At 73.6% G+C, this 25,008-nt stretch carries 26 protein-coding genes; 12 read left to right on the top strand and 14 right to left on the bottom strand.

The genetic code is table 11. The features are described from left to right. Positions 1-57: 57 nt before the first annotated feature. The 4 genes from H508_RS14485 (at position 58) to H508_RS16600 (ending at position 3,541) form a co-directional block, all read left to right on the top strand. Positions 58-1,239 carry an LLM class flavin-dependent oxidoreductase gene (locus tag H508_RS14485; RefSeq protein WP_051222746.1) on the top strand — a complete coding sequence of 394 codons (1,182 nt, stop codon included), beginning with the start codon at positions 58-60 and terminating at the stop codon, positions 1,237-1,239. Further along, positions 1,236-1,853, top strand: coding sequence for a CE1759 family FMN reductase (locus tag H508_RS0104310; protein ID WP_026373164.1), 618 nt, complete (start codon positions 1,236-1,238; stop codon positions 1,851-1,853). Before H508_RS14485 ends, H508_RS0104310 begins: the two co-directional genes overlap by 4 nt. Next, positions 1,850-2,332: a MarR family winged helix-turn-helix transcriptional regulator gene (locus H508_RS14480; RefSeq protein WP_051222667.1), complete on the top strand. Its 483-nt coding sequence runs from the start codon at positions 1,850-1,852 to the stop codon at positions 2,330-2,332. Before H508_RS0104310 ends, H508_RS14480 begins: the two co-directional genes overlap by 4 nt. A 90-nt stretch (positions 2,333-2,422) precedes the next feature. Then, the gene (locus tag H508_RS16600) at positions 2,423-3,541 is read left to right on the top strand and encodes a phosphotransferase (RefSeq protein ID WP_026373163.1); all 1,119 of its coding nucleotides are present in this window, start codon (positions 2,423-2,425) and stop codon (positions 3,539-3,541) included. Positions 3,542-3,556: 15 nt separating this feature from the next. On the opposite strand, the gene H508_RS0104295 is transcribed toward H508_RS16600, so the two are convergent. Then, a complete protein-coding gene (locus H508_RS0104295) occupies positions 3,557-4,219 on the bottom strand; it encodes a response regulator transcription factor (RefSeq protein WP_026373162.1) in 663 nt (220 codons plus the stop codon). After that, the gene (locus H508_RS14470; protein WP_051222665.1) at positions 4,204-5,766 is read right to left on the bottom strand and encodes a sensor histidine kinase; all 1,563 of its coding nucleotides are present in this window, start codon (positions 5,764-5,766) and stop codon (positions 4,204-4,206) included. The genes H508_RS0104295 and H508_RS14470 overlap by 16 nt, the downstream gene beginning before the upstream one ends. A 100-nt stretch (positions 5,767-5,866) precedes the next feature. Between H508_RS14470 and H508_RS0104285 the strand changes: the two genes are divergently transcribed. The 4 genes from H508_RS0104285 to H508_RS14465 all read left to right on the top strand — a co-directional run bounded on the left by H508_RS0104285 (position 5,867) and on the right by H508_RS14465 (position 9,252). Then, on the top strand, positions 5,867-7,105 hold the full coding sequence (locus H508_RS0104285) for a phosphotransferase family protein (RefSeq protein WP_026373161.1): 1,239 nt from the start codon (positions 5,867-5,869) through the stop codon (positions 7,103-7,105). A 56-nt stretch (positions 7,106-7,161) separates the two neighbouring features. Further along, a complete protein-coding gene (locus tag H508_RS0104280; protein ID WP_026373160.1) occupies positions 7,162-7,494 on the top strand; it encodes a hypothetical protein in 333 nt (110 codons plus the stop codon). 76 nt (positions 7,495-7,570) lie between these two features. Beyond that, positions 7,571-7,990, top strand: coding sequence for a MarR family winged helix-turn-helix transcriptional regulator (locus tag H508_RS0104275; RefSeq protein WP_026373159.1), 420 nt, complete (start codon positions 7,571-7,573; stop codon positions 7,988-7,990). Then, positions 7,987-9,252 (top strand): MFS transporter, encoded by a 1,266-nt coding sequence (locus H508_RS14465; protein ID WP_051222662.1) that lies wholly within the window; start codon positions 7,987-7,989, stop codon positions 9,250-9,252. Before H508_RS0104275 ends, H508_RS14465 begins: the two co-directional genes overlap by 4 nt. A 17-nt stretch (positions 9,253-9,269) precedes the next feature. Here H508_RS14465 and H508_RS0104265 read toward each other — a convergent pair whose 3' ends face one another. The 6 genes from H508_RS0104265 to H508_RS0104240 all read right to left on the bottom strand — a co-directional run bounded on the left by H508_RS0104265 (position 9,270) and on the right by H508_RS0104240 (position 15,343). Continuing rightward, positions 9,270-9,884 (bottom strand): hypothetical protein, encoded by a 615-nt coding sequence (locus tag H508_RS0104265; protein ID WP_026373158.1) that lies wholly within the window; start codon positions 9,882-9,884, stop codon positions 9,270-9,272. After that, positions 9,881-10,675: a sulfite exporter TauE/SafE family protein gene (locus H508_RS0104260; RefSeq protein ID WP_026373157.1), complete on the bottom strand. Its 795-nt coding sequence runs from the start codon at positions 10,673-10,675 to the stop codon at positions 9,881-9,883. The genes H508_RS0104265 and H508_RS0104260 overlap by 4 nt, the downstream gene beginning before the upstream one ends. Positions 10,676-10,710: 35 nt before the next feature. After that, a complete protein-coding gene (locus H508_RS0104255; protein WP_026373156.1) occupies positions 10,711-11,526 on the bottom strand; it encodes a hypothetical protein in 816 nt (271 codons plus the stop codon). Between the two features lie 90 nt (positions 11,527-11,616). Beyond that, positions 11,617-12,504 (bottom strand): cytochrome b/b6 domain-containing protein, encoded by an 888-nt coding sequence (locus H508_RS17790; RefSeq protein ID WP_026373155.1) that lies wholly within the window; start codon positions 12,502-12,504, stop codon positions 11,617-11,619. A gap of 1,085 nt (positions 12,505-13,589) precedes the next feature. Beyond that, positions 13,590-14,555, bottom strand: a complete 966-nt coding sequence (locus tag H508_RS0104245) for an electron transfer flavoprotein subunit alpha/FixB family protein (RefSeq protein ID WP_026373154.1) — start codon at positions 14,553-14,555, stop codon at positions 13,590-13,592. Continuing rightward, positions 14,552-15,343 (bottom strand): electron transfer flavoprotein subunit beta/FixA family protein, encoded by a 792-nt coding sequence (locus tag H508_RS0104240; RefSeq protein WP_026373153.1) that lies wholly within the window; start codon positions 15,341-15,343, stop codon positions 14,552-14,554. Before H508_RS0104240 ends, H508_RS0104245 begins: the two co-directional genes overlap by 4 nt. A 63-nt stretch (positions 15,344-15,406) precedes the next feature. On the opposite strand from H508_RS0104240, the gene H508_RS0104235 reads away from it, so the two are divergent. Next, positions 15,407-15,955 (top strand): MarR family winged helix-turn-helix transcriptional regulator, encoded by a 549-nt coding sequence (locus tag H508_RS0104235; protein ID WP_026373152.1) that lies wholly within the window; start codon positions 15,407-15,409, stop codon positions 15,953-15,955. Between the two features lie 108 nt (positions 15,956-16,063). Here H508_RS0104235 and H508_RS0104230 read toward each other — a convergent pair whose 3' ends face one another. Genes H508_RS0104230 through H508_RS0104220 form a run of 3 tightly spaced genes read right to left on the bottom strand, consistent with a single transcriptional unit; the run spans position 16,064 to position 19,091 of the window. Further along, positions 16,064-16,840 carry an enoyl-CoA hydratase-related protein gene (locus tag H508_RS0104230; protein WP_026373151.1) on the bottom strand — a complete coding sequence of 259 codons (777 nt, stop codon included), beginning with the start codon at positions 16,838-16,840 and terminating at the stop codon, positions 16,064-16,066. Next, on the bottom strand, positions 16,837-17,901 hold the full coding sequence (locus H508_RS14455; protein WP_035254041.1) for a 3-hydroxyisobutyryl-CoA hydrolase: 1,065 nt from the start codon (positions 17,899-17,901) through the stop codon (positions 16,837-16,839). The genes H508_RS0104230 and H508_RS14455 overlap by 4 nt, the downstream gene beginning before the upstream one ends. Positions 17,902-17,912: 11 nt before the next feature. Further along, positions 17,913-19,091, bottom strand: a complete 1,179-nt coding sequence (locus H508_RS0104220; RefSeq protein ID WP_245569439.1) for an acyl-CoA dehydrogenase family protein — start codon at positions 19,089-19,091, stop codon at positions 17,913-17,915. A gap of 184 nt (positions 19,092-19,275) precedes the next feature. Between H508_RS0104220 and H508_RS17645 the strand changes: the two genes are divergently transcribed. From H508_RS17645 to H508_RS0104205, 3 genes are read left to right on the top strand one after another with little or no spacing between them, the layout of a single operon-like run. After that, entirely contained in the window at positions 19,276-20,034 is a 759-nt protein-coding gene (locus H508_RS17645) for an SDR family NAD(P)-dependent oxidoreductase (protein WP_026373149.1), read from the top strand. Between the two features lie 6 nt (positions 20,035-20,040). Beyond that, positions 20,041-21,201: an acyl-CoA dehydrogenase family protein gene (locus H508_RS17640; RefSeq protein ID WP_026373148.1), complete on the top strand. Its 1,161-nt coding sequence runs from the start codon at positions 20,041-20,043 to the stop codon at positions 21,199-21,201. A gap of 30 nt (positions 21,202-21,231) precedes the next feature. Then, positions 21,232-22,413: a thiolase family protein gene (locus tag H508_RS0104205; RefSeq protein ID WP_026373147.1), complete on the top strand. Its 1,182-nt coding sequence runs from the start codon at positions 21,232-21,234 to the stop codon at positions 22,411-22,413. A gap of 10 nt (positions 22,414-22,423) precedes the next feature. On the opposite strand, the gene H508_RS0104200 is transcribed toward H508_RS0104205, so the two are convergent. From H508_RS0104200 to H508_RS16590, 3 genes are all read right to left on the bottom strand, one after another. After that, a complete protein-coding gene (locus tag H508_RS0104200; RefSeq protein ID WP_026373146.1) occupies positions 22,424-22,903 on the bottom strand; it encodes a glutathione peroxidase in 480 nt (159 codons plus the stop codon). Between the two features lie 93 nt (positions 22,904-22,996). Then, positions 22,997-24,292: an MFS transporter gene (locus H508_RS0104195; protein WP_026373145.1), complete on the bottom strand. Its 1,296-nt coding sequence runs from the start codon at positions 24,290-24,292 to the stop codon at positions 22,997-22,999. A gap of 84 nt (positions 24,293-24,376) precedes the next feature. Continuing rightward, positions 24,377-25,006, bottom strand: coding sequence for an ArsR/SmtB family transcription factor (locus tag H508_RS16590; protein WP_051222653.1), 630 nt, complete (start codon positions 25,004-25,006; stop codon positions 24,377-24,379). Between the last annotated feature and the right edge of the window lie 2 nt (positions 25,007-25,008).

The raw sequence follows: 25,008 nt of genomic DNA, 5'->3' as shown, positions 1-25,008 counted from the left end.
ACCAACTGTTCGATTTTGAAAGACGTGCTCGCGACGGAAGGACCCCCAATGAGCAGCATGCAGTTCGGCATCTTCTCGGTGAGCGACATCACCGAGGACCCGACCACCGGCCGCACGCCGACCGAGCACGAGCGCATCCGGGCGTGGGTCGCGATGGCGAAGAAGGCCGAGGAGGTCGGCCTCGACGTCTTCGCCGCCGGCGAGCACCACAACCCGCCGTTCTTCTCCTCGTCGCCCACGACGATCCTCGGCTACATCGCCGCGCAGACCGAGCGGCTCATCCTCTCGACCGCGACGACGCTCATCACGACGAACGACCCGGTGAAAATCGCCGAGGACTTCGCGATGCTGCAGCACCTCGCCGACGGCCGCGTCGACCTCACGCTCGGCCGCGGCAACACCGGCCCGGTCTACCCCTGGTTCGGCAAGGACATCCGCGACGGCATCGAGCTCGCGATCGAGAACTACGCGCTGCTGCACAAGCTGTGGCGCGAGCCGGTCGTCAACTGGCAGGGCAAGCACCGCACGCCGCTCACGGGCTACACCTCGACGCCCGCGCCCCTCGACGGCGTCGCGCCCTTCGTGTGGCACGGCTCGATCCGCTCGCCGCAGATCGCCGAGCAGGCGGCCTACTACGGCGACGGCTTCTTCCACAACAACATCTTCTGGAACAAGGAGCACACGGAGCGGATGGTGCGGCTCTACCGCAACCGCTTCGCGCACTACGGCCACGGCGAGCCCGAGCAGGCGATCGTCGGCCTCGGCGGCCAGGTCTTCATGAAGCCGACCGAGCGCGAGGCGAAGGAGCGGTTCCGCCCGTTCTTCGACGTCGCGCCCGTCTACGGCCACGGCCCCTCGCTCGAGGAGTTCACCGAGGCGACGCCGCTCACCGTGGGCACGCCCGAGCAGGTCATCGAGCGGACGCTCTCGTTCCGCGACTTCGCGGGCGACTACCAGCGCCAGCTCTTCCTCATCGACCACGCCGGCCTCCCGCTCGAGGAGGTGCTCGAGCAGATCGAGATCCTCGGCACGGAGGTCGTGCCGGTGCTGCGGCAGGAGTTCGACCGCGTGCGCCAGCCCGGCGTGCCGGATGCGCCGACGCACGCCGCGCGCGTCGCCGCGGCTCGCGAGGCGGGCACGCGACTCGGCGAGCAGGGCCGCGCGTGGCAGGAGCAGGGCGCGCGCAGCGACCTCGACACGGGCGCGGCGATCGCGCAGCAGGCGGAGGACGCCCGATGAGCTCGCCCCGGATCGCGGTCGTCTCGGCCGGGCTCGGCGAGCCCTCGAGCACGAAGCTGCTCGCCGACCGGCTGCGCGACGCGACGCTCTCGGCGCTCACCGCGCACGGCCAGACCGCCGAGGCCGTCGACGTCGTGCTGCGGCCGCTCGCGCAGGACATCGCCTCGCACATGCTCACGCACAACCCCTCGGAGGCGCTCGCCGCCGCGATCGCGGAGGTCGTTGACGCCGAGGCGATCATCGCCGTGACGCCGACGTTCAACATGTCGTACTCGGGGCTGTTCAAGTCCTTCTTCGACGTCATCGAGGAGGGGCAGCTCGCCTCGATCCCGACGGCGCTCGGCGCGACGGGCGGCTCGGCGCGCCACTCGATGGTGATGGACACCGCGATGCGGCCGATGTTCGCCTACCTCAAGGCGCAGGTCGTGCCCACCGGGGTCTTCGCCGCGAGCGAGGACTGGGGCACCGCCTCCGGCCTCGACCGCCGCATCGCCCGCGAGGGGCAGGAGCTCGCCGACCTCATGGTCGCGCTGCCGCGCCGCCGCGACGCCGATCCGTTCGACGTCGAGAGCGAGGCGTTCGTCTCGTTCGAGCAGATGCTGGGGCACGCGTGAGCCCCGCTCGCGGCACGCCGACGGCGTCGCAGGCCTGGCGCGAGTACTTCGAGGGCTCGAGCCTGCTCGAGAACGAGCTCGAGCGGCGGCTCAAGGACGCCGCCGACATGGACCTCGGCGAGTTCAACATCCTGCTCGTGCTGCACGAGGCCGAGGGCTCGCGGATGCGCATGGGCGACCTCGCGCGCGCGATCGCGTTCGCGCCCGGCCGGCTCACGTACCGCATCGCGGCGCTCGAGCGCTCGGGGCTCGTGCAGCGCGAGCAGAGCACGAGCGACCGCCGCGGCACCGAGGCCGTGCTGACGGATGCGGGGCGGCAGCGGCTGCGGAAGGCGCGTCCCGTGCACGCCCGCCACGTCGAGGAGCTCTTCCTCGGTGGCCTCGACGACGAGGCGATCGCGGTGCTGCACCGCGTGTTCGGCCCGCTGCGCGCGAGCCTGCTCGGCCGCGGCGCCGCCGCGGCCGACGCGGCGGAGTAGCCGCCGCGAGCGCAGGACCGCGCTCGACGCGCCCGGCGCTCGGACCGCATCCGTACCCCGATCGTCGCGCTCGCCTGCGACGATGGGAGCATGCGTGAGCAGGCGCTCCTCGAGAAGGCGATCGGTCGGACCGGTCGCCTGATCGCCGTGGAGCCCTTCGGCCACGGAAGCATCGCGCGCTTCACGATCGACGACGGCGAGTGGGCCGGCGAGTGGTTCGTCGACACCTCGCGGCTGCCGGTGGCGGTCGAGACGGGCTTCGTGGTGCGCACGAGCGACGGCGTCCCGGTCGCCCGCATCTGGAAGCATCCGCTCGACCCGCGCCTGCCGGCGCTGCGCACGGCCGTCGATCCCGAGCGGCTCGCGCGCATCTCCGCCGCGGCAGGCAGCAGCGGCGCGATCGAGGCGCGCGTGCTCGCCTACCGCCCCGGCCGCCGCGCGGTCGTGCGCATCACGCAGCACGGCGTGCACCTGTTCGTGAAGGTCGTGCGGCCGGCCGAGGCCGAGGACCTCGTCGCGATCCACGAGGCGTGCCGCTCGGTGGGCGTGCCCGCGCCCGAGGTCGTGCACTGGTCGCCCTCCGGCGTCGTGGTCGTGCGCGACGCGATCGGCACGCCGGGCCCCGTGACGGCGGCGACGATGCCGGCCGACGACGTCGTCGACGCGGTCGACGCGCTCCGGGAGCGGCTGCTGACCGTGCGGACGCGCCGCATCGCGCGGGCGTCGGTCGCGACGCGCATCGACTGGCACCTCGCGCGCATCGGCGACGCCCTGCCCGACCGCACCGCCGACGTGCGGGCGCTCGCGCCGTTCGTGATCGCGAACGCGCGCCGGGTGGGGCCGCCGCGCGTCATCCACGGCGACCTGCACATCGGCCAGCTCTTCTTCCACGGCAGCGCCGTCTCCTCGGTCATCGACGTCGACACCGCCGGCCTCGGCGACCCTGCCGACGACTGCGCGGCGTTCGTCGGGCACGCGACCGCGAGCGCCGTGCGCAACGACGTCGCGGGCCGCGCGGCCGACGCGGAGCTGCTGCAGGACCTCGCCGACGCCGCCGAGGAGCGCTGGCTCGACTCGGCGCACACGCGAGCGCTCACGGCGCTGCACCTGCTCGGCCACGGCATCCGCGCCGCCGAGCGCTCGCCCGAGGCGGCGAGCCTGCTGCTCGATCGCGCGCTCGAGGTCACGGGGCTCCGGCCCCGCCGCTGAGCCGCGCGCGGCCGCTCAGACGAGGCGGTAGCCCATCCCCCGCACCGTCTCGATGCGCTCCGCGCCGAGCTTGTTGCGGAGGTAGCGGATGTACACGTCGACGACGTTCGAGCCCGGGTCGAAGTCGTAGCCCCACACGCGAGAGAGCAGCTGCTCGCGCGAGAGCACCTGGCCCGCGTGGCGCACGAGCTCCTCGGCGAGCGCGAACTCGCGGCCCGAGAGCTCGACCTCGCGGCCGTCGACGCTCGCGCGCCGGGTGCGGACGTCGAGCGCGAGGCCCTGGTGCGAGAGCTGCGCGACCGGCTGGCCGCTCGGCGCGGCGCTCGCCATCCGCAGCCGCACGCGCGCGAGCAGCTCGTCGAAGCGGAAGGGCTTGGCCATGTAGTCGTCGGCGCCGCCCTCGAGCCCCGCGACGGTGTCGGCACCGCCCGCGCGCGCCGTGAGGATGATGACCGGCATCGTCGAGCCCGAGCCGCGCAGCTGCGCGAGCACCTCGAAGCCGTCCAAGCCCGGCAGCCCGATGTCGAGCACGAGCAGGTCGAACTCGTCCGTGAGCGCGAGGTCGAGCGCCTCGGGGCCCGTCGTCGCGACGCGCGTCGAGAAGCCCGCGGCCGCGAGCCCCTTCTCGATGAACGACGCGATGCGCGCCTCGTCCTCCGCGATCAGGATCGATGCCATGGCTGCTCCTCGCTCTCGGTCTCATGGGGTCGGGCGTCGCGCTCGACCGGGCTCCGGGGCGGATGCGTGCCACCGGCGCTCGGGACGACCGCGCCCGTGAGGGTGAGCCGGAACTCGGAGCCGACGGACGCATCCCGCACGTGCTCCTCCGCCGCAGACGCGTCCGGTCCCGGCGCATCCACCACCGACGCCGAGCCGCCGTGGCGCTCCGCGATGAGGGTCACGATCGCGAGCCCGAGCCCCGAGCCGCCGTCGCCCCGCCCCTCCGCGACGCCGCGGCGGAAGCGCTCGAAGATGACGGCCTTGAGCTCGTCCGGCACGCCCGGTCCGCGGTCGCGCACGAACAGCTGCAGGTCGCGGCCGAGCACGCGCGCGCCGATCGCGATCGGGCCGCGCGCGTGCCGCGCGGCGTTCGCGACGAGCTGCAGCATCGCTTGCGTGATGCGGTCGGGATCGAGCACGGCGACCGCGGCCACCGCCTCGACACCGGGCTCGAGCTCGGCGCCGTCGATCGCGCGCGCCTTCTCGGCGATCTGCTCGAGCAGGGCCGCGACGTCGGTCTGCCGCAGCTCGAAGGCGCCCGGGTCGCGCAGCCGCGCCGCCGCCCGCAGGTCGTCGACGAGCCGCGCCATGCGGTCGAGCTCGTCGATCGCGAGGTCGCGGGTCGCCTCGACGTCGGCCGGGTCGCGCGGGTCGACGAGCTCGAGGTGGCCGCGCACGATCGTGATGGGCGTCTTGAGCTCGTGGCCCACGTCGCGCAGCAGCTCGCGCTGACTGTCGAGCGCGCCGCCGAGCCGGTCGAGCATGCCGTTGACGGTGATCGCGAGCTGCGAGACGTCGTCGCGGCTCGAGCCGACCGGGATGCGCTCCGAGAGGCTCGCGGCCGAGGAGCGCTCGGCGACCTCGCGCATCCGCCGGATCGGGCGCAGCAGCCGGTCCGAGACGAGCAGTCCTACGAGGAACGTCGCGGCGGTCGTGAGGAGCGCCGTGATGCTGAAGACGCGCGCGGCCCCGTCGAGCTCGGCGAGCTCGGCGTCGACGTCGTAGCCGGTGACGAACACCGCGCTGGGCGGCGCGGTCTCGTCGACCTCGCCGACCGCGACGGGCGCCGCGAGGTAGCGCACCGTGCGCGAGCCGCCCGCGTAGGTGCCGACCACGACCTCGTGCTCGGCGGTCTCGGCGACGACGCGCTCGACGAAGCCGGGCAGCCGGTCGAGCGGCACGTCGGTCGCGATGCCCGGCACGAGCGCCGCGCGGCCCTCGACGACGCCGAGCGTGCCCGTGTTGTCGTCGGGCGCGAGGCGCTGCACGACCGCCCGGAGCGCCTGCTCGGCGTCGGCCCACTCGTCGTCGGCGACGATGAAGCTCGCCGACTCGAGCGCGGCGCGCAGGTTCGTCTCGATCTGCTCGAGCGTGCGGGATCGCTCGGCGACGTAGGCGACGCCGCCGGCGACGAACGCCGACACGAGCGCGAGCACCGTCAGCAGCCCGACGATGCGCGAGCGCACCGTCCATGGGCGCAGTCGCCTCCGCTCGGGATCGGCCATGCCCCCATTCAACCGGCCGGGCGCCGGGCGGCGATGAGGCGAGCATGAGAGGCGCCTCACGATCGGCCCGCGGCTCTCGGCGATCTGGTCGAATGGCCGTGTGGATGCAGCGATCGACGGGCGCGCCGTGAGCGCCGAGGAGCAGATGCTGCGCGACGCCCTCGGCGAGCAGCTGGAGGGCGAGCTGCGCATCATCAGCCGCGAGCCCTTCGGCGGCGGCGCGCTCACGGGCTTCGAGGAGCGCGGCCCCCAGGCGCGCTACTGGTACGTCGACACCTCCGGCAAGCGGGTGGAGGCCGAGACGGGCTTCGTGCTCGGCGACCCCGAGCGCCCCGACGCGCGCATCTGGCTCCACCCCGCCGACCCCCGCCTTCCCGCGCTCGCCCCCGCGTCCTTCCCCGCGGCCGCCGCGACCCTCATGGGCCGGCTCGGCGTCTCGATCGACCGCCCGCCCGAGCTGCTCGTCTACCGGCCCGGCAAGCGGGCCATGTTCCGGATGCGCGCGGGCGAGCGGGAGACGTACCTCAAGATCGTGCGGCCCGCGGCCTCCGGCTCGATCGTGGAGCTGCAGGAGAGCCTGCGGGCCGGCGGCGTGCCCGTCCCGCACATCACCGGCTGGTCGGAGCTCGGGATCGTGCTCACCGAGACGGCCGCCGGGGTGCCGCTCGCGTCGCGGCTCGCGGAGCTCGAGCCGGAGCGGCTGCTCGACTCGATCGACGCCCTGCGCGAGCGGATCGCGGCGGTCGACACCGGCCGCGCCGCGCGCGCCTCGCTCGGCCTCCGGCACGAGTGGTACCTCGCCCGCATCGACGCGGCGCTCGCCAGGGCGGAGCAGCCCCGTGCGGCGGCTGCTGACCCCGCGGCGGCTCCCTCGGCGGCGCTCGGCGAGCACCTCGCCGCCGTGACGGGCATCGTGACGGGAGCCGACGCATCCGCCCTCGTCGTCGACGAGGCCAAGCGGCGCACCATCCACGGCGACCTGCACGTCGGGCAGCTGTTCGTCGACCCCGGCGACGCGAGCGCGATCGCGAGCGTCATCGACATCGACACCGCGGGGCTCGGCGACCCGGCCGACGACGAGGCGGCGCTCGTCGGGCACCTCATCGCGTCGATCGCGCTCGCTCGGCGCGACGAGGGTCGCGCGGCGGGCTTCCGGCGGCTGCTCGACGCCGCGGCCGCGCGCTGGCTCGCGCGCGGGCGCCCGGGGCTCGCGCGCGTCGTGCACCGCACGGCCGTCCACGTGCTCGCGCACGCGCTCGCGCCGATCGAGCGCGGCGACCTCGAGACCGCCGAGGTCGAGCTCGCGCTCGGGCGCGAGATCCTGCTGGGCTGCAGATGAGAGCCCTCTCATCTGAGCGTCCTCCTGCCCTCACCGAGACCGGCGAGGCTGGAGGCATGCAGCGGAAGCAGTGGGTGCTCGTCGGCACCGCGGGGGCGCTGACCCTCGCGGGCCTCAGCGTCGGCGCGATGGGGATCGCGAGCGCGATGCAGGTGCAGGATGCGGCCGGTGCGCCCGTCGCGGGCATCGAGCTGCGGGGCGACCGGGCGAGCGCGGGCGCGGGAGCGCCGCCGGAGACGAAGGCCGCCGCGGGCACCATCGTCGCGCCCTCCCCCACCGAGGCGCCCGCGTCCGCCGAGGCGGTGTCGGCTCCCGAGCCCGTGCCGGCCCCCGCGCCGGTCGCGCCCGCCGACTCCGCGAGCGCCGCCTCCGCCGCCTCGAACGGCTGACTCGCTCCCATCCCGCGCGCCGATCGGTGCGCGGACCCGGTCGACCTCTCGGCGGGTCGTTTGGTAGACTAACGAAATGCCGACCATCGCCCTCGCCGACGCCTTCCGGGTCGCTCTCGTGCGCATGGGCAGGCGGATGCGCGCCGAGCGGGTCGACGAGGCGCTCTCGCTCCACCACCTCTCAGCACTCGGCGCCCTGCAGGTCGTCGAGGAGCCCACGCTCGCCCGCATCGCCGCGTGCGAGGGCGTGAAGCCGCCGAGCATGGTCAAGACGCTCCAGCACCTGGAGTCGCTCGGCTACGTCGAGCGCCGCGACCACCCGAGCGACGGCCGCATGGTGCTCTTCACGATCAGCGAGAAGGGCGAGCAGATGATCGCCGAGACGCGCGAGCGCCGCAACCGCGCGCTCGCCGAGGCGATCGAGGCGCTGAGCCCCGAGGACCGCGAGGCGCTCGCGCGGGCCATCCCGATCATCCAGAGGCTCGCCGAACGATGATGTTCCGGTCGCTGCGACTGTTCAACTACCGCACCTGGTTCACCGGCGCCCTCATCTCGAACATCGGCGCGTGGATGCAGTCCACCGCGCTGTCGTGGACCGTGCTCACGGTGCTGACGAACAACGACGCGACCGCGGTCGGCATCAACATGGCGCTGCAGTTCGGGCCGCAGCTGCTGCTCGTGCCGGTCTCGGGCCTCATCGCCGACAAGTACGACCGCCGCAAGGTGCTGCTCGTCACCCAATCGGCGATGGGCGTGCTCGCCCTCATCCTCGGCATCGTCGTCACCGCGGGCGTCGTGGAGCTGTGGCACGTGCAGCTGTTCGCGCTCGCCTTCGGCATCGTGCAGTCGTTCGACAACCCCGCGCGCCAGGCGTTCGTGTCGCAGATCGTCGGGCAGGAGGACATCGCCAACGCGGTCGCCCTCAACTCCGCCTCGTTCCACGGCGCGCGGCTGATCGGACCGGCCGTCGCGGGCCTCCTGATCGCGCTCGTCGCGCCCGGCCCCGTCTTCCTCATCAACGCCGTGACGTTCGTCGCGATGATCGTCGCGCTCCTGCGGCTGCGCACCGACGAGCTGCGGCCGAGCCCGCGCGGCGCGAAGGGGCTCGGCGACATCGTCGCGGGCTTCCGCTACGTGAAGAAGCGCGGCGACCTGCTCATCGTCTTCACGATGGCGTTCATCCTCGGCACGTTCGGGCTCAACTTCCCCATCTACATCTCGACGATGACGAGCGTCGAGTACGAGGCGCAGGCCGACACCTTCGGCATCCTCTCGAGCGCGATGGCGATCGGCTCCGTCTCGGGTGCGCTGCTCGCCGCCCGCGCGGCGCGGCCCCGCTGGACGCTCATCATCGGCGGCCTCGGCCTCTTCGTCCTCGGCTGCCTCGCGGCGGCGGTCTCGCCCCACATCGTGCTGTTCGGCGTCGCGCTCGTCGTCGCCGGCTTCACGGCCCAGCTGTTCATGACGAACGCCAACTCGATGGTGCAGCTCACGAGCGCGCCCGAGATGCGGGGCCGCGTGATGGCGCTCTACGGCGCGGTCTTCATGGGCGGCACCCCGATCGGCGCCCCGATCGTCGGCTGGGTGGCGGATGCGTGGGGTCCCCGAGCGGGACTCCTCGTCGCGGCGGCCACCTGCCTCCTGGCCTTCGCGGTGGGCGCCATCTGGTGGATCCGCGTGCGCCGCTCCGACCGCATGAGCCGCACCGGCACGCTCACGCTGCCGCCGCCCACCGAGCAGATCGACATCGCGAAGTAGCCCTCGCTCGCGGTGCCTCAGCCGCGGCGCCGCCACCCCGACACCGCGAGCGCCTCGTCGAGCGCGTCGTGCACCGCGAGCCGCTCGAGCGTGTCGAGCTCCTCGCGCGCGCCGGCCGACGCGAGCGCCCGACCCGGCGCGCCGACGCGCACGGTCGAGCCACCGCCCTGGCGCAGCATCGCGGTCGGCGTCTCGATGACGTCAGCGTGCTCGAGCTCTCCCCCGCCCGCGTCGCGCAGCTCGCAGCGCTCCTCGCCCCACGAGCCGACGCGCCACCGCACCTCGACGTGCTCGCCCGCGTGATGCACGGCGCACGGGCTGTCGACGAGCCGTCGGGCGAGCTCGCCCGCGACGTCCGCGAGCGCCCAGCGCCCCTCGCCGGTCACCGCCGCGGGCTGAAGCCGCGCCGCCGCGAGCGGCATCGCCCGCCGTCGCCGCTCGCGCAGCATCCCCCGCACCGCGAAGCCGCCGAGCAGCGCGCCGACGACGACGAACGCCGCCGGCACGAGCAGCACGAGCGTCTCGACGTCGAGCGCCCAGCGCCGCCGCCCCGCGAGCATCGCCGCGAGCACGGCCGCGCCGATGCCCGTGAAGAGGGTGCCGATCAGCAGCGGCACGAGCCGGCGCATCATGGCTTGCGGCTCGACTGCACCGCCTCGATCACGAGCCGCACGATGAGCACCGCGAGGAAGACGGCGAAGATGATGGATGCGGTGCGCGGGTCGAGCGCATTGGCGGCGGCCGCGCCGAGCGCGGTCGTGACGCACGCCGAGAGCCCGACGATGAGCGCGGAGCGCAAGTCGACGTTCTTCCGGCGCAGGTTGCCGATCGTGCCCGAGATCGCGGTCGGGATCATCATCGCGAGCGACGTGCCCTTCGCGACGAGGTCGCTCTGGCCGAAGAGCAGGATGAGCATCGGCACGATGATGATGCCGCCGCCGACGCCGAGGATGCCCGAGAGCACGCCCGTGCAGAAGCCGAGCGCGACGAGCCCGATGATCGGCAGCACCGTGAGCTCGAGCTCCGCCTCGCGCGAGGGGACGACGAGGAAGAGGCTCACCGCGACGGCCGCGAGGAAGACGATGAACGCCCAGCGGATGGCGAGCAGCGGCAGCCGGTGCAGCAGGTGGGCTCCGACCTGCGCGCCGGTCACGGAGCCGATCACGAGGATGAGGGCGACGAGCCAGTCGACCTGCTCGAGCGCCGCGTAGCTCGCGACGCCGACGAGCGCGGCGGGCACGATCGCGGCGAGCGAGGTGCCGGCCGCGAGCCGGCGCTCGAAGCCGGCGGCGAGCACGAGGAGCGGCACGATGACGATGCCGCCGCCGATCCCGAACATGCCCGAGAGGAACCCGGCGAAAAGCCCGATCCCGATGAGCGACCAGAGCGGTCGGCGGTGCGGGGTCTCGAGATCGTCGGTCACCCGTCCATCCTGCCGTGACCGGCCGCATCCGCCGTTCAGGTGGTGGCGTCGGCCTCCGGCCGGGCGGGAGCGCGGAGCGCGTGCGCCATCCACCACCAGGCGAAGATGCTCAGGATGATCGGCACGACGAGCGAGGCGAGCGAGCCGAGCGCGACCCACGGCCCTGCGAGGGCGACGAGCTGGCCGGGGTCGGCGATGCGCTCGAGGAGGCTCGGGTCGATCGCACTCGGGTCGAAGTCGCCCGGGTCGCCGCTCCAGCCCTGCGCGCCCCAGTCGGAGTCGCTCGGGTCGAGGTCGAGGTTCGGCCCGCCGAGGAAGGGGAAGCCGCCGAGCATCGGGCCGATCGTGACGGAGCCGAGGCTCCCGAGCACGATGTTCGCGGCCGCGGCGATGCCGAAGCCCGCCCACGTGACGCCGACGGGGCGGTGCACACCCCCGCGGCGCAGCATGCGTGCGCTGATCCAGAGGCCGACGAGCCAGACGACGACGCCGAGCGGGATCGCGGCGATGACGGCGATGCCGCCCGCGGAGCCGAGCCAGTCGCCGAGCTGCGGCCAGACGCCGCCGGTCGCGCTCGGGCCGCCGTCGCTCAGGGCGAAGCCGACGCCGAAGATGACTGCGCCGACGATGAAGGGCAGCGCGAGCAGGAGGATCGCCGCTTGCGAGATGCCGAGGCCGAGCCACGCGATGCCGCCGCCGATGCCGCCGGCGAGGCGGGCGCGGTGGGCGTCGGCCTTCGACAGCGGCGGGCGGGGCGTCGTCGGCTGCGTCGGAGCGAGGGGCGGCACGTACGGCTGCTGGGCCGGAGCCTGCTGCATCGCCTGGCCCTGTGCGGGGTTGGGGACGGTCATGCGAGCAACGCTAGGCGGGAGCGGCTGCCGCGACCACCCGGCCGTCCCGGGATCCGCCTGGGGGATGACCCCCGGCGGACCCCGGGCGGGTCAACGCGAGGAAACGGTGCCGAAGCGCTGCGCGATCGGCACGAGCAGCGACGGCCGCGCGGCGAACCACGCGGCGGCGATGACGAGCAGCGAGGCCGCGAAGAGCGCGAAGCCGAGCCAGTCGTCGGCCTCCCGCGCGGCGTACATGTGGTTGAGGTTGCGCAGCGCCCCGGTCGTGAGCACGAGCAGCACGTGCAGCACGATGAAGACGACGAAGTAGAGCATCACGGGGAAGTGCACGGCGCGCGCCCACTCGACCGGGAGGGCGCGATCGAGGCCGGCCTTGCCCTGCGGCCACCAGCGGCTCATGCGGATGCCCGTGATGATCGCGAGCGGCGCGGCGACGAACACGGTGGTGAAGTAGGCGAGCTGCTGGAGCGCGTTGTAGTTCACCCAGCCGTGCTCGGTCGGCCAGTCGAGCGAGACGTACTGCAGGCCCGCGGAGATTGCGTGCGGGAAGACCTCGAAGCTCGTCGGCACGATCCGCATCCACTGACCGGTCGCGAACAGCAGCACGACGAAGACGAGCCCGTTCACGACCCAGAGCACGTCGAGGCTCGTGTGGAGCCAGACCGAGAGGGACGTCTTCTTCCCGCCGCGCTTAGGGGTCCAGTAGGCGTCGGGCTTCCGCTCGTACCGCACCTGCAGGCCCGAGCGGATGATGAGCACGATGAGCAGCGAGTTGAAGAAGTGCGACCAGTTGAGCCACGGCGGCAGACCGACGGGCGCCCCCTCGGGCAGGTCGTAGGTGCCGGAGTACTGCTGCATGAACGCCGCGACGGGCTCGAGGCCGACGAACCATCGCGCGATCGCGACGACGATCGTGGCGAGGCCGATGATCGCGAGCGCGACGATGACGCCCGTCGCGATCCACTGGCGCGGCGTCACCGGCCGCATCGACGGGGCGGCAGCGGCGGCTGCGGCCGCGGGCTTCGTCGCAGCGGCGGTCGGCTTGGCCGCCGGCGTTGGTCGAGCCGTCGCCGCACCTTCCGCTGGTCGAGTAGCCGCCGCAGGCGGCGTATCGAGACCACTCGCCTCCGTCTCGATACGCGCGCTCTGCGCGCTACTCGACGAACGGGTGGGGGCAGGCGGCTCCACCTCCGCTGGTCGAGTAGCCGCCGCAGGCGCCTCCACCCCCGCTGGTCGAGTAGCCGCCGCAGGCGGCGTATCGAGACCCGCCGGCTCCGTTTCGATACGCGCGCTGCGCGCGCTACTCGACGAACGGGTGGAGGCAGGCGCCTCCACCTCCGCTGGTCGAGTAGCCGCCGCAGGCGGCGTATCGAGACCCGCCGACTCCGTCTCGATACGCGCGCTCTGCGCGCTCCTCGACGCGGCGGCGCCGGCGGGCGGCCACGGCTCACCGCCGCGCACGCGCGGCAACCCGCGGCGGATCGCGGCGCCGGCGTCGTGGGTGGTACCGATGTGCCGCTCGACGGGAGCGGCAGCCGACGAATCGGTACCACCCGACGCGGCGTCAGCAGCAGGGGTGGTACCGATGTGCCGCTCGGCGGGGGCGGCAGGCGACGAATCGATACCACCCAGCGGGGCGGGCCCGCGCGCCGGCTCGGCGGTCGACTGCTCGACGGGCGCCGCGGTGGCCGCGGCCGCACCGGTCACGGGCGGCCACGGCTCCCCGCCAGCGACGCGGGGCAAGCCGCGGCGGATCGACGTGGTTGCCGCCGACTGCGAGGCGACGGGAGCGGGCTCCGGTGCCGCGTCGGCGACGTCCGGGACCGCGGCAGCGGGAGGCGGCGGCGGATCCGTCTCGATACGCGCGCTATGCGCGCTACTCGACGACCGGGAGAGGGCGGGCGCGCTGCTCGACGAGCGAGAGAGGGCGGGCGCGCTGCTCGACGAAGGCGCGGGCGAAGACTCGCCGCCCGCGGCCACGGCGACGTCCGACACCGGCGGCCACGGCTCGCCGCCGGGCACGCGCGGGAGCCCCCGGCGCACCGCCACCGCTCGCTCCACCGTCAGCCCTTCCGCGCCTCGAGCGCCGCGGTGAGCTGCGGCACGATCGTGAACAGGTCGCCCACGACGCCGAGGTCGGCGATCTCGAAGATCGGGGCCGACGCATCCCGGTCGATCGCGACGATCGTCTTCGCCGTCTGCATGCCGGCGCGGTGCTGGATCGCGCCGGAGATGCCGACCGCGAGGTAGAGGTCGGGCGAGACCGACGTGCCGGTCTGCCCGACCTGCGCGCTCGGGTCGACGTAGCCGGCGTCGACCGCGGCGCGCGAGGCGCCGACCGCGGCGCCGAGGGTGTCGGCGAGCTGCTCGATGAGCGCGAACTGCTCCTTCGAGCCGAGCCCGCGACCACCCGAGACGATGCGCTTCGCCGTGCGGAGGTCGGGCCGCGTCGAGACCTGCGTCACCGGCTCGAAGCGCTCGATCGTGGCGGCGCGGCGACCGGATGCGGTGACCTCGAGGGGCTGGACGTCGGGCGTCGCCGCCTCGGCGCGGTCGTCGATCGAGCCGAGCCGCATCGTCGCGATGAGCGGGCCGTAGGTCGCGGCGGACTCGACGTCGTACGCGCCGCCGTAGACGGAGTGGCGGACGACGACGCCCTGCTCGTCGCGCGTGACGCCGACGATGTCGGCGGCGATCGGGGCGCGGAGCCGCGCGGCGAGCCGGCCGGCCGCCTCGCGGCCCTCGACCGTCGCGGGCACGAGCACGAGCTCGGGCTGCACGAGCCGAGCGGCGGCCTCGAACGCATCTGCCGCGGGCGCGCCGAGCTCGGGGCCCTCGACGACCGCGGTGTGCACGCGCACCGCGCCGAAGGACGCGGCCTGCTCGGCGAGCTCCGGCAGCGCATCCGCGGGCCCGGTCACGACCGCGATCGGCGTGCCGATGGAGGCGGCCGCGCCGATCGCCTCGGCGGTGCCGGCGATGAGGCCGCCCGCGGGGGCGGCGGGCAGCAGCACGAGGATGGGGTTCACGCGAGCCTCCGCTCGGCCAGGAAGGCCGCGATGCGCTCGCCCGCGTCGCCCTCGTCGGTGATGATGGTGCCCGCCGAGCGCGGCGGCCGCTCGGCGACCGACAGCATGATCGAGCGCGGCGAGGCCGTCTCGTCGAGCGCCGCACCGACCTCGTCGAGCGGCAGGTCGTCGAGCGTGAGCTGCTCGACCGGCTTCTTCTTCGCGTTCATGATGCCGCGGAGCGCCGGGAAGCGCGGGTCGGGCAGCGCCTCCGTCACCGAGACGACGGCCGGCAGCGCCGCCTGGACGACCATCGACCCGCCGTCGGTCGCGCGCGTGCCGCGCACCGCATCCGCCGTGATCTCGAGCGACTCGAGCCGCGTGATGCCGGGGGCGTCGAGCAGCTCGGCGAGCATCGCCGCCATCACGCCGCCCGTGCCGTCGGTCGACGCGTCGCCCGTGATGACGAGGTCGAAGCCCGTCTTCCGCAGGGCCGCGGCGAGCACCTCGGCGGTGCGCACGTAGTCGGCGCCCGCGAGCCGCTCGTCGGCGACGTGCACCGCCGAGGCGGCGCCCATCGCGAGCCCCTTGCGCAGCGCGGACTGGGAGTCCGCCGGCGCCATCGAGAGCACGACGACCTCGACGTCGCCCGCCTGCTCGGCGTGCCGCAGCGCCGCCTCGAGCGCGCGCTCGCCGATCTCGTCGATGACCGTCTCGCTCGCCGCGCGGTCGGCGAGGCCGGTCTCGAGGTCGAGCACGCGCTGCCCGTACGTGTCGGGGACGGGCTTCAAGAGCACGACGATCTTCATCGAGCGGTTCCCTTCGTGGTGGGGTGCTGAGGCAACGGTACGGTGATCGAGGAGGAGGAGCCGATGCCGCACAGGCCGACGAACAGCAGGCCGATGCCCATGGATCCGATCGCCGAGGCCCGCCGCCAGTGGATCGAGCACGGCTGGACGGATGCCGTCCCGGGCATGACGCTCGTGACCTCGGTGAACCGCGCGCAGCAGCTGCTCGTCGCGCCGGTCGAAGCGACCCTGCGCCCCTTCTCGCTGTCGTTCGCGCGCTTCGAGGTGCTGCGGCTGCTCGCGTTCACGCGCGACGGTCGGCTGCCGATGAAGTCGGCCGTCAAGCGCCTGCAGGTGCACTCGACGAGCGTGACGAGCACGGTCGACCGGCTCGTGCGCGACGGGCTCGTGATGCGCGAGCAGCACCCGACCGACGGTCGGGCGACGGTGCTGGCGATCACGGATGCGGGGCGCGAGCTCGTCGAGCGGGCGACGGTCGCGCTCAACGAGCGCGCCTTCACGGGACTCGACATCGACGACGAGGACGCGGCGGAGCTCGTGCGGCTCATCGCGCGGATGCGCAAGCGCGCGGGCGACTTCGAGGACCCGCGGCCGGTGGCGGAGCCGCTGTAACCCTCACCGTCACCCGCTCGTCGAGCAGCGCCCGCAGGGCGCGCGTCGAGACGGGAGCGAGGGGTCTCGATACGCCGCCTTCGGCGGCTACTCGACCAACGGGTATCGTCAGCGATGCTGGAACCTCGGCTCGCGCTTCTCACTGAACGCCGCCATCCCTTCCTTCTGGTCGGCCGTGTCGAACAGGCCCGTGAAGCGCTCCGCCTCGAACGCGAGGCCCTCGGCGAGCGGCAGCTCGAGGGCCGCGTCCATCGCCGCCTTCGCGGCGCGGAGCGCTGGCAGCGACTTCGCCGCGATGCCTTCGGCGACCTTCCCCGCCTCCTCGAGCAGCGCATCCGCCGCCACGACGCGCGAGACGAGCCCGATGCGCTCGGCCTCCTCGGCACCGACGCGCCGCCCCGTGAGGATGATCTCGGCCGCCTTCGGGTAGCCGACGGCGCGCACGAGCCGCTGCGTGCCGCCGATGCCGGGGATGACGCCGAGGCCCACCTCGGGCAGCCCGAACGTCGCGGTGTCGGCGGCGAGGATGATGTCGCACATGAGCGCGAGCTCGCAGCCGCCGCCGAGCGCGTAGCCCGAGACCGCGGCGATGACCGGCGTCTCGACGCTCGCGAACTCGAGCCACGCGTCGAAGTGGCCGTCGGCGCGCATCTCGGCGGTCGTCTTCGCGGCCATCTCCTTGATGTCGGCGCCGGCGGCGAAGGCGCGCTCCGAGCCGGTCACGACGATCGCGCCGACGCCGTCGTCGGCGTCGAGCTCCTTCGCGACCGCGACGACCTCGCGCATGAGCTGCGCGTTGAGCGCATTGAGCGCCTCGGGCCGGTCGAGGTGGATCCAGGCGACGCGGCCCTGCCGCTCGACGCGGATGGTCTCGTGCTCGCTCATGCGTGCTCCTCGTGCTCGGTGACGGCGGGCAGCTGCAGGTCGCCCTCCGGCGGCGCTGCGAAGCTCGCCTCCACCATGGCAGGCGTCACGCCCGCGAGCGAGGAAGGACGCCACTTCGGCGCGCGATCCTTGTCGATGAGCTGCGCCCGCACCCCCTCGGCGAAGTCGGGCTGCAGCGTCGTCGCGCGCGAGACGCGGTACTCCTCCACGAGCGCCGCCTCGAGGCTCGGCAGGCCGCGCGCGCGGCGCAGCGCCGCGAGCGTCACGGAGACGGCGAAGGGCGAGCGCTTCCGGATCGTGGCAGCGATCGCCTGCCCCTCGGGGCCGGATGCGTCGAGCCGCTCGAGCGCGCCCGTCACGTCGTCGCCCGCGAGCGCCTCGTCGACGACGGCGCGCTCGCCCTCGAGCCGGCCCGCGGGCGGCTCGGCGGCGAAGCGGCCGATCGCCTCGTCGGGCTCCGCGGCCTCGAGCGCCGCGAGGAGCTCGGGGAGCCGGCGCTCTGGCACGTAGGTGTCGGCGAGACCGAGCAGGATCGCGTCGGCGGCGCCGAAGTGGTCGCCGGTGAGCGCGGCGCGCGTGCCGAGCTCGCCGGGCTGCCTAGTGAGCAGCCACGTGGCGCCGACGTCCGGCACGAAGCCGATCGTCACCTCGGGGAAGCCGATGCGCGTCGAGTCGGTGACGACGCGGTGGCTCGCGTGCCCCGAGAGGCCGACGCCGCCGCCGAGCACGATGCCGTGCTGGATCGCGACGATCGGCTTCGGGTAGCGCGCGATCGCGGCGTTGAGCGCGTACTCGTCCCGCCAGAAGCGGCCGGCGCCCTCGCCGCCCGTCGCGCGGATGTCGTCCACGAGCGAGACGACGTCGCCGCCCGCGCAGAGCGCCCGCTCCCCCGCGCCCGTGATCGCCACGCGCTCGACGCGCGCGTCGTCCGCCCACTGCCGCAGCGCATCCGCCACCCCGAGCACCATCTCGTGCGTGAGGGCGTTGAGCGCCGGCTGCCGGTCGAGCACGATGACGCCGAGCGCGCCGCGCAGCTCCGTGCGGACGTGCTCGGTGCGCACGTGCCCGCCCGTCATCGAGCGCCCAGCAGCGAGCGGCCGACGATCATGCGCATCATCTCGTTCGTGCCTTCGAGGATGCGGTGCACGCGCAGGTCGCGCACGACGCGCTCGATGCCGTACTCGTGCAGGTAGCCGTAGCCGCCGTGCAGCTGGAGCGCCTCATCGGCGACCGTGAACGCCGCGTCGGTCGCGAAGCGCTTCGCCATCGCGCACGCGGCGGGCGCGTCGGCCGCCTTCGCGTCGAGCTTCGCCGACGCCTGCACGAGCAGCGCCCGCGCTGCCTGCAGCTCGGTCTCCATGTCGGCGAGCTGGAACATGACGTGCTGCCGCGTCGCGAGCGGGGCACCGAACGTCGAGCGGTCCTTGACGTAGGCGATCGTGCGCTCAAGCGCGAACTGCGCGCCGCCGATCGAGCACGCGGCGATGCCGAGCCTGCCGCCGTTGAGGCCGCGCATCGCGATGCCGAAGCCGTCGCCCTCCACGCCGAGCCGGTTGGCGGCGGGCACGCGCACGCCATCGAGGATGACCTGCTTCGTCGGCTGCGCGTTCCAGCCCATCTTGTGCTCGTCGGGGCCGAACGAGAGGCCGGGCGCATCGGCCGGCACGATGAACGCCGAGATGCCGCGCGGGCCGGCCTCGCCCGTGCGCGCCATGACGACGTAGACGGCCGAGCTGCCCGCGCCCGAGATGAACTGCTTCGTGCCCGTGAGCACGTAGTCGTCGCCGTCGCGCACGGCGCTCGTCGCGAGCGCCGCGGCGTCGGAGCCCGCGCCGGGCTCGGTGAGGCAGTAGCTCGCGAGCTGCTCCATCGAGCACAGCCCCGGCAGCCACGCGCGGCGCTGCTCGTCGGTGCCGAAGGTGTCGATCATCCACGCGACCATGTTGTGGATCGAGATGTAGGCCGCGACCGCGATGTCGCCGCGCGCGAGCTCCTCGTAGATCGCGGATGCGTCGACCCGGGCGAGGCCGGATCCCCCGACGTCCTCCCGCACGACGATCGCGCCGAGGCCGAGCGAGCCCGCCTCGCGGAGCGTCTCGACGGGGAACTCGTGGTCGGCGTCGCGCTGGTTCGCGAACGGCGCGAGGCGCGCGTCGGCGAAGTCGCGCACCGCCTCGACGAGCGCGGCGCGCTCCTCGGCGCTGATCGCCGAGGCCGACTCGGCGGGATGGGTCAGGCTGGCGGTGCTCACGGCACGACCTCCTCGTCGCATGCTTGCGCGTCCAGCCAGTTCGATGGACGTCCACATATCTACCACTGGGGCCGAGCGGCGCGCCACCCCCGGCTGTGACATCCCACAGCGTGTTGAGGAACGGCGGATGCGGTCGCTAGGTTCAGGGGCGATGGTGCCGATGGCGGCGCCGCGAGAGGTGCGCATGGACATCACCGGGCAGGTCGCCCTCGTCACCGGCGGAGCATCGGGGCTGGGCCTCGCGACCACGCGCTCGCTGCTCGCCGCCGGCGCGAAGGTCGTCGTCGCCGACCTCGGCGGCACCCCGCAGGCCGAGGCCGTCGAGCAGCTCGAGGGCGCGCGCTTCGCGGCGACCGACGTGCGCGACGAGGCCGCCGTCGCGGCGGCGCTCGACGTCGCCGCCGAGCTCGGCGACCTGCGCCTCGTCGTGAACTGCGCCGGCGTCGCCGACGCCGCGAAGGTGCTCGGCAAGCGCGGCGTGTTCCCGCTCGACGTGTTCCAGCGCGTCATCGACATCAACCTCGTGGGCACGTTCAACGTCATCCGCCTCGCCACCGAGCGCATGGCCGCGCTCGAGCCGATCGGTGAGGAGCGGGGCGTGATCGTGAGCACCGCATCCGTCGCCGCCTTCGACGGCCAGATCGGGCAGGCCGCCTACTCGGCGTCGAAGGCGGGCGTCGCCGGCATGACGCTGCCGCTCGCGCGCGAGCTCGCGGCGCTGCAGATCCGCGTCATGACGATCGCGCCGGGCCTGTTCGAGACGCCGATGCTCAAGGGGCTCCCCGAGGCGGCGCAGGCCTCGCTCGGCCAGCAGGTGCCGCACCCGGCCCGGCTCGGCAAGCCGGAGGAGTACGCGCTGCTCGTCACGCAGATCGTCGCGAACCCCATGCTCAACGGCGAGACCATCCGGCTCGACGGCTCCATTCGAATGGCAGCGAGGTAGGTCACGATGCGCTCCAGCTTCTACGACGACGAGCACGACGCGTTCCGCGAGAGCGTGCGCGAGTTCACCGCCCGCCACATCGCGCCCCACTACGCCAAGTGGGAGGAGGCGGGCATGATCGGCGACGAGCTCTACCCGCTCATGGGCGAGGCGGGCCTCATCGGCATCGCCGTGCCCGAGGCGCACGGCGGCATGGGCGTCGACGACTACCGCTTCCGCATGGTGATCAGCGAGGAGTTCGCCCGCATCGGCGCAGCCTCGGTCAACGCGACGCTCGGCGTGCACGACGACATCGTGCTCCCCTACCTCATGGACCTCGGCACGCCCGAGCAGCTCGAGCGCTGGCTGCCGCCGATGGCCGCCGGCACCTCAATCGGCGCGATCGGCATGACGGAGCCCGGCGCGGGCAGCGACCTGCAGGGCATCCACTCGAACGCCGTGCGCGACGGCGACGACTGGATCCTCAACGGCTCGAAGACGTTCATCACGAACGGCTTCCACGCCGACAAGGTGCTCGTCTTCGCGCGCACCGACCCCGCCGCCGGCTCGCGCGGCTTCACGCTCTTCCTCGTCGAGAACGGGATGGCAGGCTTCGAGCGCGGCCGCAAGCTCAAGAAGCTCGGCCTGCACGCGCAGGACACCGCGGAGCTGTTCTTCAAGGACGTGCGCATCCCCGCCGAGAACGTCGTCGGCGAGCCGGGCCAGGGCTTCGTCTACCTCATGCAGCGGCTGCCGCGCGAGCGGCTGTCGATCGCCTGCGGCGCGCTGTCGTCGGCCGAGGCCGCCTACGACTGGGGCCGGGAGTACGTCTTCCAGCGGCAGGCGTTCGGCGGCGCGGTCGGCGACCTGCCGACGGTGCGCTTCACGCTCGCCGAGCTCGAGACCGAGCTCGACGTCACGCGAGCCTACGTCGAGCGCTGCATCGTCGCGCTGGGCGAGCAGCACCTCACGACCGTCGACGCGTCGAAGGCGAAGTGGTGGGCGACCGAGCTCGAGCAGCGCGTCATCACGCGCAGCCTGCAGCTGCACGGCGGCTACGGCTTCATGGACGAGTTCCCCATCTCGCGGGCGTTCCGCGACTCGCGCGTGCAGACGATCTACGGCGGCACGACCGAGATCATGAAGGAGATCATCGCGCGCGACATCGCGAAGCGCTCGAAGGCGTAGCGACCGCGGCCACGACGGAGGGGATGACGGATGCGTGAGGCAGTGATCGTCGACGCGGTGCGCACCGCGTCGGGCAAGGGCAAGCCGGGCGGGGCGCTGCACGGCGTGCACCCCGTCGACCTGCTCGCGAGCGTGCTCGAGCAGCTCGTCGCGCGCACGGGCATCGACCCCGCGATCGTCGACGACGTGATCGGCGGCTGCGTGCAGCAGGTCGGCGAGCAGTCGGGCAACGTCACGCGCAACGCCCTGCTCGCCGCGGGCTTCCCCGAGCACGTGCCCGGGACATCCATCGACCGGCAGTGCGGCTCGAGCCAGCAGGCGGCGACGTTCGCCGCGCAGGCGATCATGGCCGGCTCGCAGGACGTCGTCATCGCGTGCGGCGTCGAGTCGATGAGCCGGCTGCCGCTCGGCACGGCCGCGATCGAGCGCGACATCCACGGCTCGAGGCTCGCGGAGCGCTACCCCGACGGGCTCGTGCACCAGGGCATCTCGGCCGAGCTCATCGCGGCGAGGTGGGGCTTCAGCCGCGCCGAGCTCGACGACTTCTCGGCGCGTTCGCACGAGCTCGCCGCCGCGGCCGCCGCCGACGGCCGCTTCGACGGCGAGGTCATGCCGATCGCGACGCCCGCGGGCGAGCACCGGCGCGACGAGACCGTGCGCGCGTCGACGACGCGCGAGGGGCTCGCGGGCCTCGCGCCCTCGTTCGAGCACCCGCGCTACGCGGAGCGGTTCCCTGAGATCGAGTGGAAGATCACGCCCGGCAGCTCGTCGCCGCTCACCGACGGCGCTTCGGCGGCGCTCATCATGTCTCGGGAGAAGGCGGATGCGCTGGGCCTTCGCCCGCGCGCCCGCTTCGTCGCGTTCTCGGTGGTCGGCGACGACCCGATCATGATGCTCACCGGCCCGATCCCGGCGACCGCGAAGGTGCTCGACCGCGCCGGGATGCGCATCGACGAGATCGACGCGTTCGAGGTCAACGAGGCGTTCGCCTCGGTGCCGCTCGCGTGGCTGCGCGAGACGGGCGCCGACCTCGACCGGCTCAACCCGCGCGGCGGCGCGATCGCGCTCGGCCACGCGCTCGGCTCGTCCGGCACGCGGCTGCTCGCGACGCTCGTGAACGAGCTCGAGCACAGCGGCGGTCGCTTCGGCCTGCAGACGATGTGCGAGGGTGCGGGCATGGCGAACGCGACGATCATCGAGCGCCTGGACTGACGCCCCTCAGCTACGCGGCGAGCGCCTGCTCCACCTGCGGCCGCAGCTCGGCGGGCGTCGTCGTCGGGGCGAAGCGCTCGATCACGCGGCCATCCCGGCCGACCAGGAACTTCGTGAAGTTCCACTTGATCGCGCCCCCGAGCATCCCCTTCTTCTCGTCCTTCAGCCACTGGAAGACGGGATGCGTCGACGGTCCGTTGACCTCGATCGGCGCGAACATCGGGAAGCTCACGCCGTAGTTCTTCTGGCACACCTCGGCGATCTGGTCGACCGAGTCGTGCTCCTGCTTGAAGGAGTCGGAGGGGAAGCCGAGCACGACGAGCCCCTCGTCCTGCAGCTCGCGGTAGAGCTGCTCGAGCCCCTCGAACTGGGGCGTGAGCCCGCACTGGCTCGCGGTGTTGACGACCAGCACGACCTTGCCCTCGAAGTCCTTCAGGTCGACCTGCTCGCCCGTGAGGGCCTCTGCCTGGAAGTCGCTGAGCGTCGTCATGCCGCCACTCTGCCGCGCGTTGCTATGCGCGCCCCGAGAGCCGCACGCCCGCCTGCTCCCCGCAGAGTGCCGGAACTCTGCGATCTGGATGCGTCAGGACGACAGAGTGCCGGAACTCTGCGGCACGGAAGGCGCGGGCGGGGCGTCGAGGCGACGGCCCGACCACGCCGCGAGCGCCGCGACGAGCACGCCGGCCGCGGCGGCCGCGACGAGCCAGCGGAAGTCGACGACGGTCAGCAGGGCACTGCCGAGCGCGAGCATGAGCATCTGCGGCACGTTGATCGAGACGTTGAGCGCCGCCGACGTGCGGCCCTGCAGGCGCGGGGGCGTGAGGCGCATGCGCAGCGTCACGACGCCGACGATGATCCACGGCACGCCGAACCCGATGAGCGCCTGCGCCCCGCCCATCGCGCCCCAGCGCATCCACGCCTCAGCGAGCGGCCACTGCACCGCGACGAACGCGACGACCGTGCCGAGCCCGAGGAGCGCGAGCCCCGCGGCGACGAGCCGGCGCTCGCCGAGCCGCCGCAGCACGGCCGCAGAGCAGAGGCCGCCGAGCAGCGCGCCGACGCCCTGGATCGCCTGCGCGGGACCGAGCGCCGCCGGTCCCTCCTGCAGCCCGTGCTCGACGAGCGGGAAGATCGTCGCGTTCAGGAGCCCCGTGATGCCGAAGCCGAGCGCCGTCGCGATCGTCAGCAGCCGCAGCAGCGGGTCGGCGAGCAGCGCGCGGAAGCCGCCCGAGAGCTCGTGCCAGTACGTCTCGCCCTCGAGGCGCGGCTCGGGCTCCGACTCCTTGATGCGGATGGTCGTGAGCAGCACCGCCATCGTCAGGAAGCCAGCCGCGGCCAGCACGACGACCGCGGCGGGACCGGCGGCGACGTAGAGCGCGGCGCCGAGCGCGGGGCTCACGATGCGCATGCCGTTGTCGATCGACGTGAAGATGCCATTGGCGCCGGCGAGCTCCTCGTCGGGCAGCAGGTCGCGCAGGAGCCCCGACTGCGCGGCGGCGGTCAGGTAGGCGGCGAGCCCGTAGCCGAAGGTCACGGCGTAGATGAGCCACACGTGCTCGGCGCGCTGCACCAGCAGGAGCGTCAGCACGACGGCGGCGGTGCCGAGGTTCGTGCCGATGAGCAGCGGCCGGCGGTGCACGCGGTCGGCGAGCTGGCCGGCGAACGGCGCGAGCAGCGCCGGCAGTCCGATGAAGAGGAAGACGAGCGCGCCGGCCGCGTCGGAGCCGGTGAGCTCCCGCACCCAGATCGCGAGCACGAGATAGAGGGCGCTGTCGCCGAGGTTCGTCGCGACCCAGCCGGCCATGAGGCGGCGGTAGGCGGGCCGCCGCATGGGCGACGGCGGCTTGCGGGTGTCGAGGTCGGATGCGGCGGTCGTCATCGCGGGGCTCCTTGCGCGGGCGCGCGCCATCGCGCGCCGGGAGGCGAGTGCGGGCGGGGTGGACTGCTCGACGGGAGCGCGCCGCTACGGCGTCGGCTCGCCGTCGAGGTCGGGGTTCAAGGTGGCGAAGAAGTGCGCCTTGCGGCTGCCGGAGGGGCGGCTCGACTCGTCGTCCTCGCGGCCGTGGAAGCGCTCGGTGAGCTTCGCGATCTCCTCGGCGAGCTCCTTGAGCTCCGCGGGCGTGGCCCAGAAGGCCGAGAGGTTGACGGTCGTGCCCTCGATCCACTCCCCCTCGGCGCCGTGCTTCGTGAAGAAGTCGACGACGCGCGCGGCCTCGTGCTGCACGTAGAGCGCGCCGATCGTGGCGGAGGTGCGGATCGAGGCGGGGTCGGCCGGGTCGGGCCGGAGGTCGCGGCTGCGATGCACGGCGCGCCACGGCTTCGACGTGCCCTGCGCCTCGCCGCGCTCGATGAAGCCGACCTTGGCGAGCGTGCGCAGGTGGAACGAGCAGTTCGAGGGGCTCTCGCCCACGCGCTCCGCGATCTGGGTCGCGGTCGCCTCGCCGAGCTCGTCGATCACGGAGAGGATCTCGACGCGCAGGGGGTGCGCGAGCGCCCGCAGCAGCGCGGGGTCGCTCGAGCGGAGGTCGGGCATGTCCGCCTTCCGCCGAGCGGCCTGCTCGGCCGCTCCCTGCACGTCGGTCTCCTCAGCCACGA

The organism is Agrococcus lahaulensis DSM 17612, from assembly GCF_000425105.1.
GTDB lineage: Bacteria > Actinomycetota > Actinomycetes > Actinomycetales > Microbacteriaceae > Agrococcus > Agrococcus lahaulensis.
The sequence above is the reverse complement of the archived record's forward strand: the minus strand, read 5'-3'. Positions and strand labels throughout refer to the sequence as shown.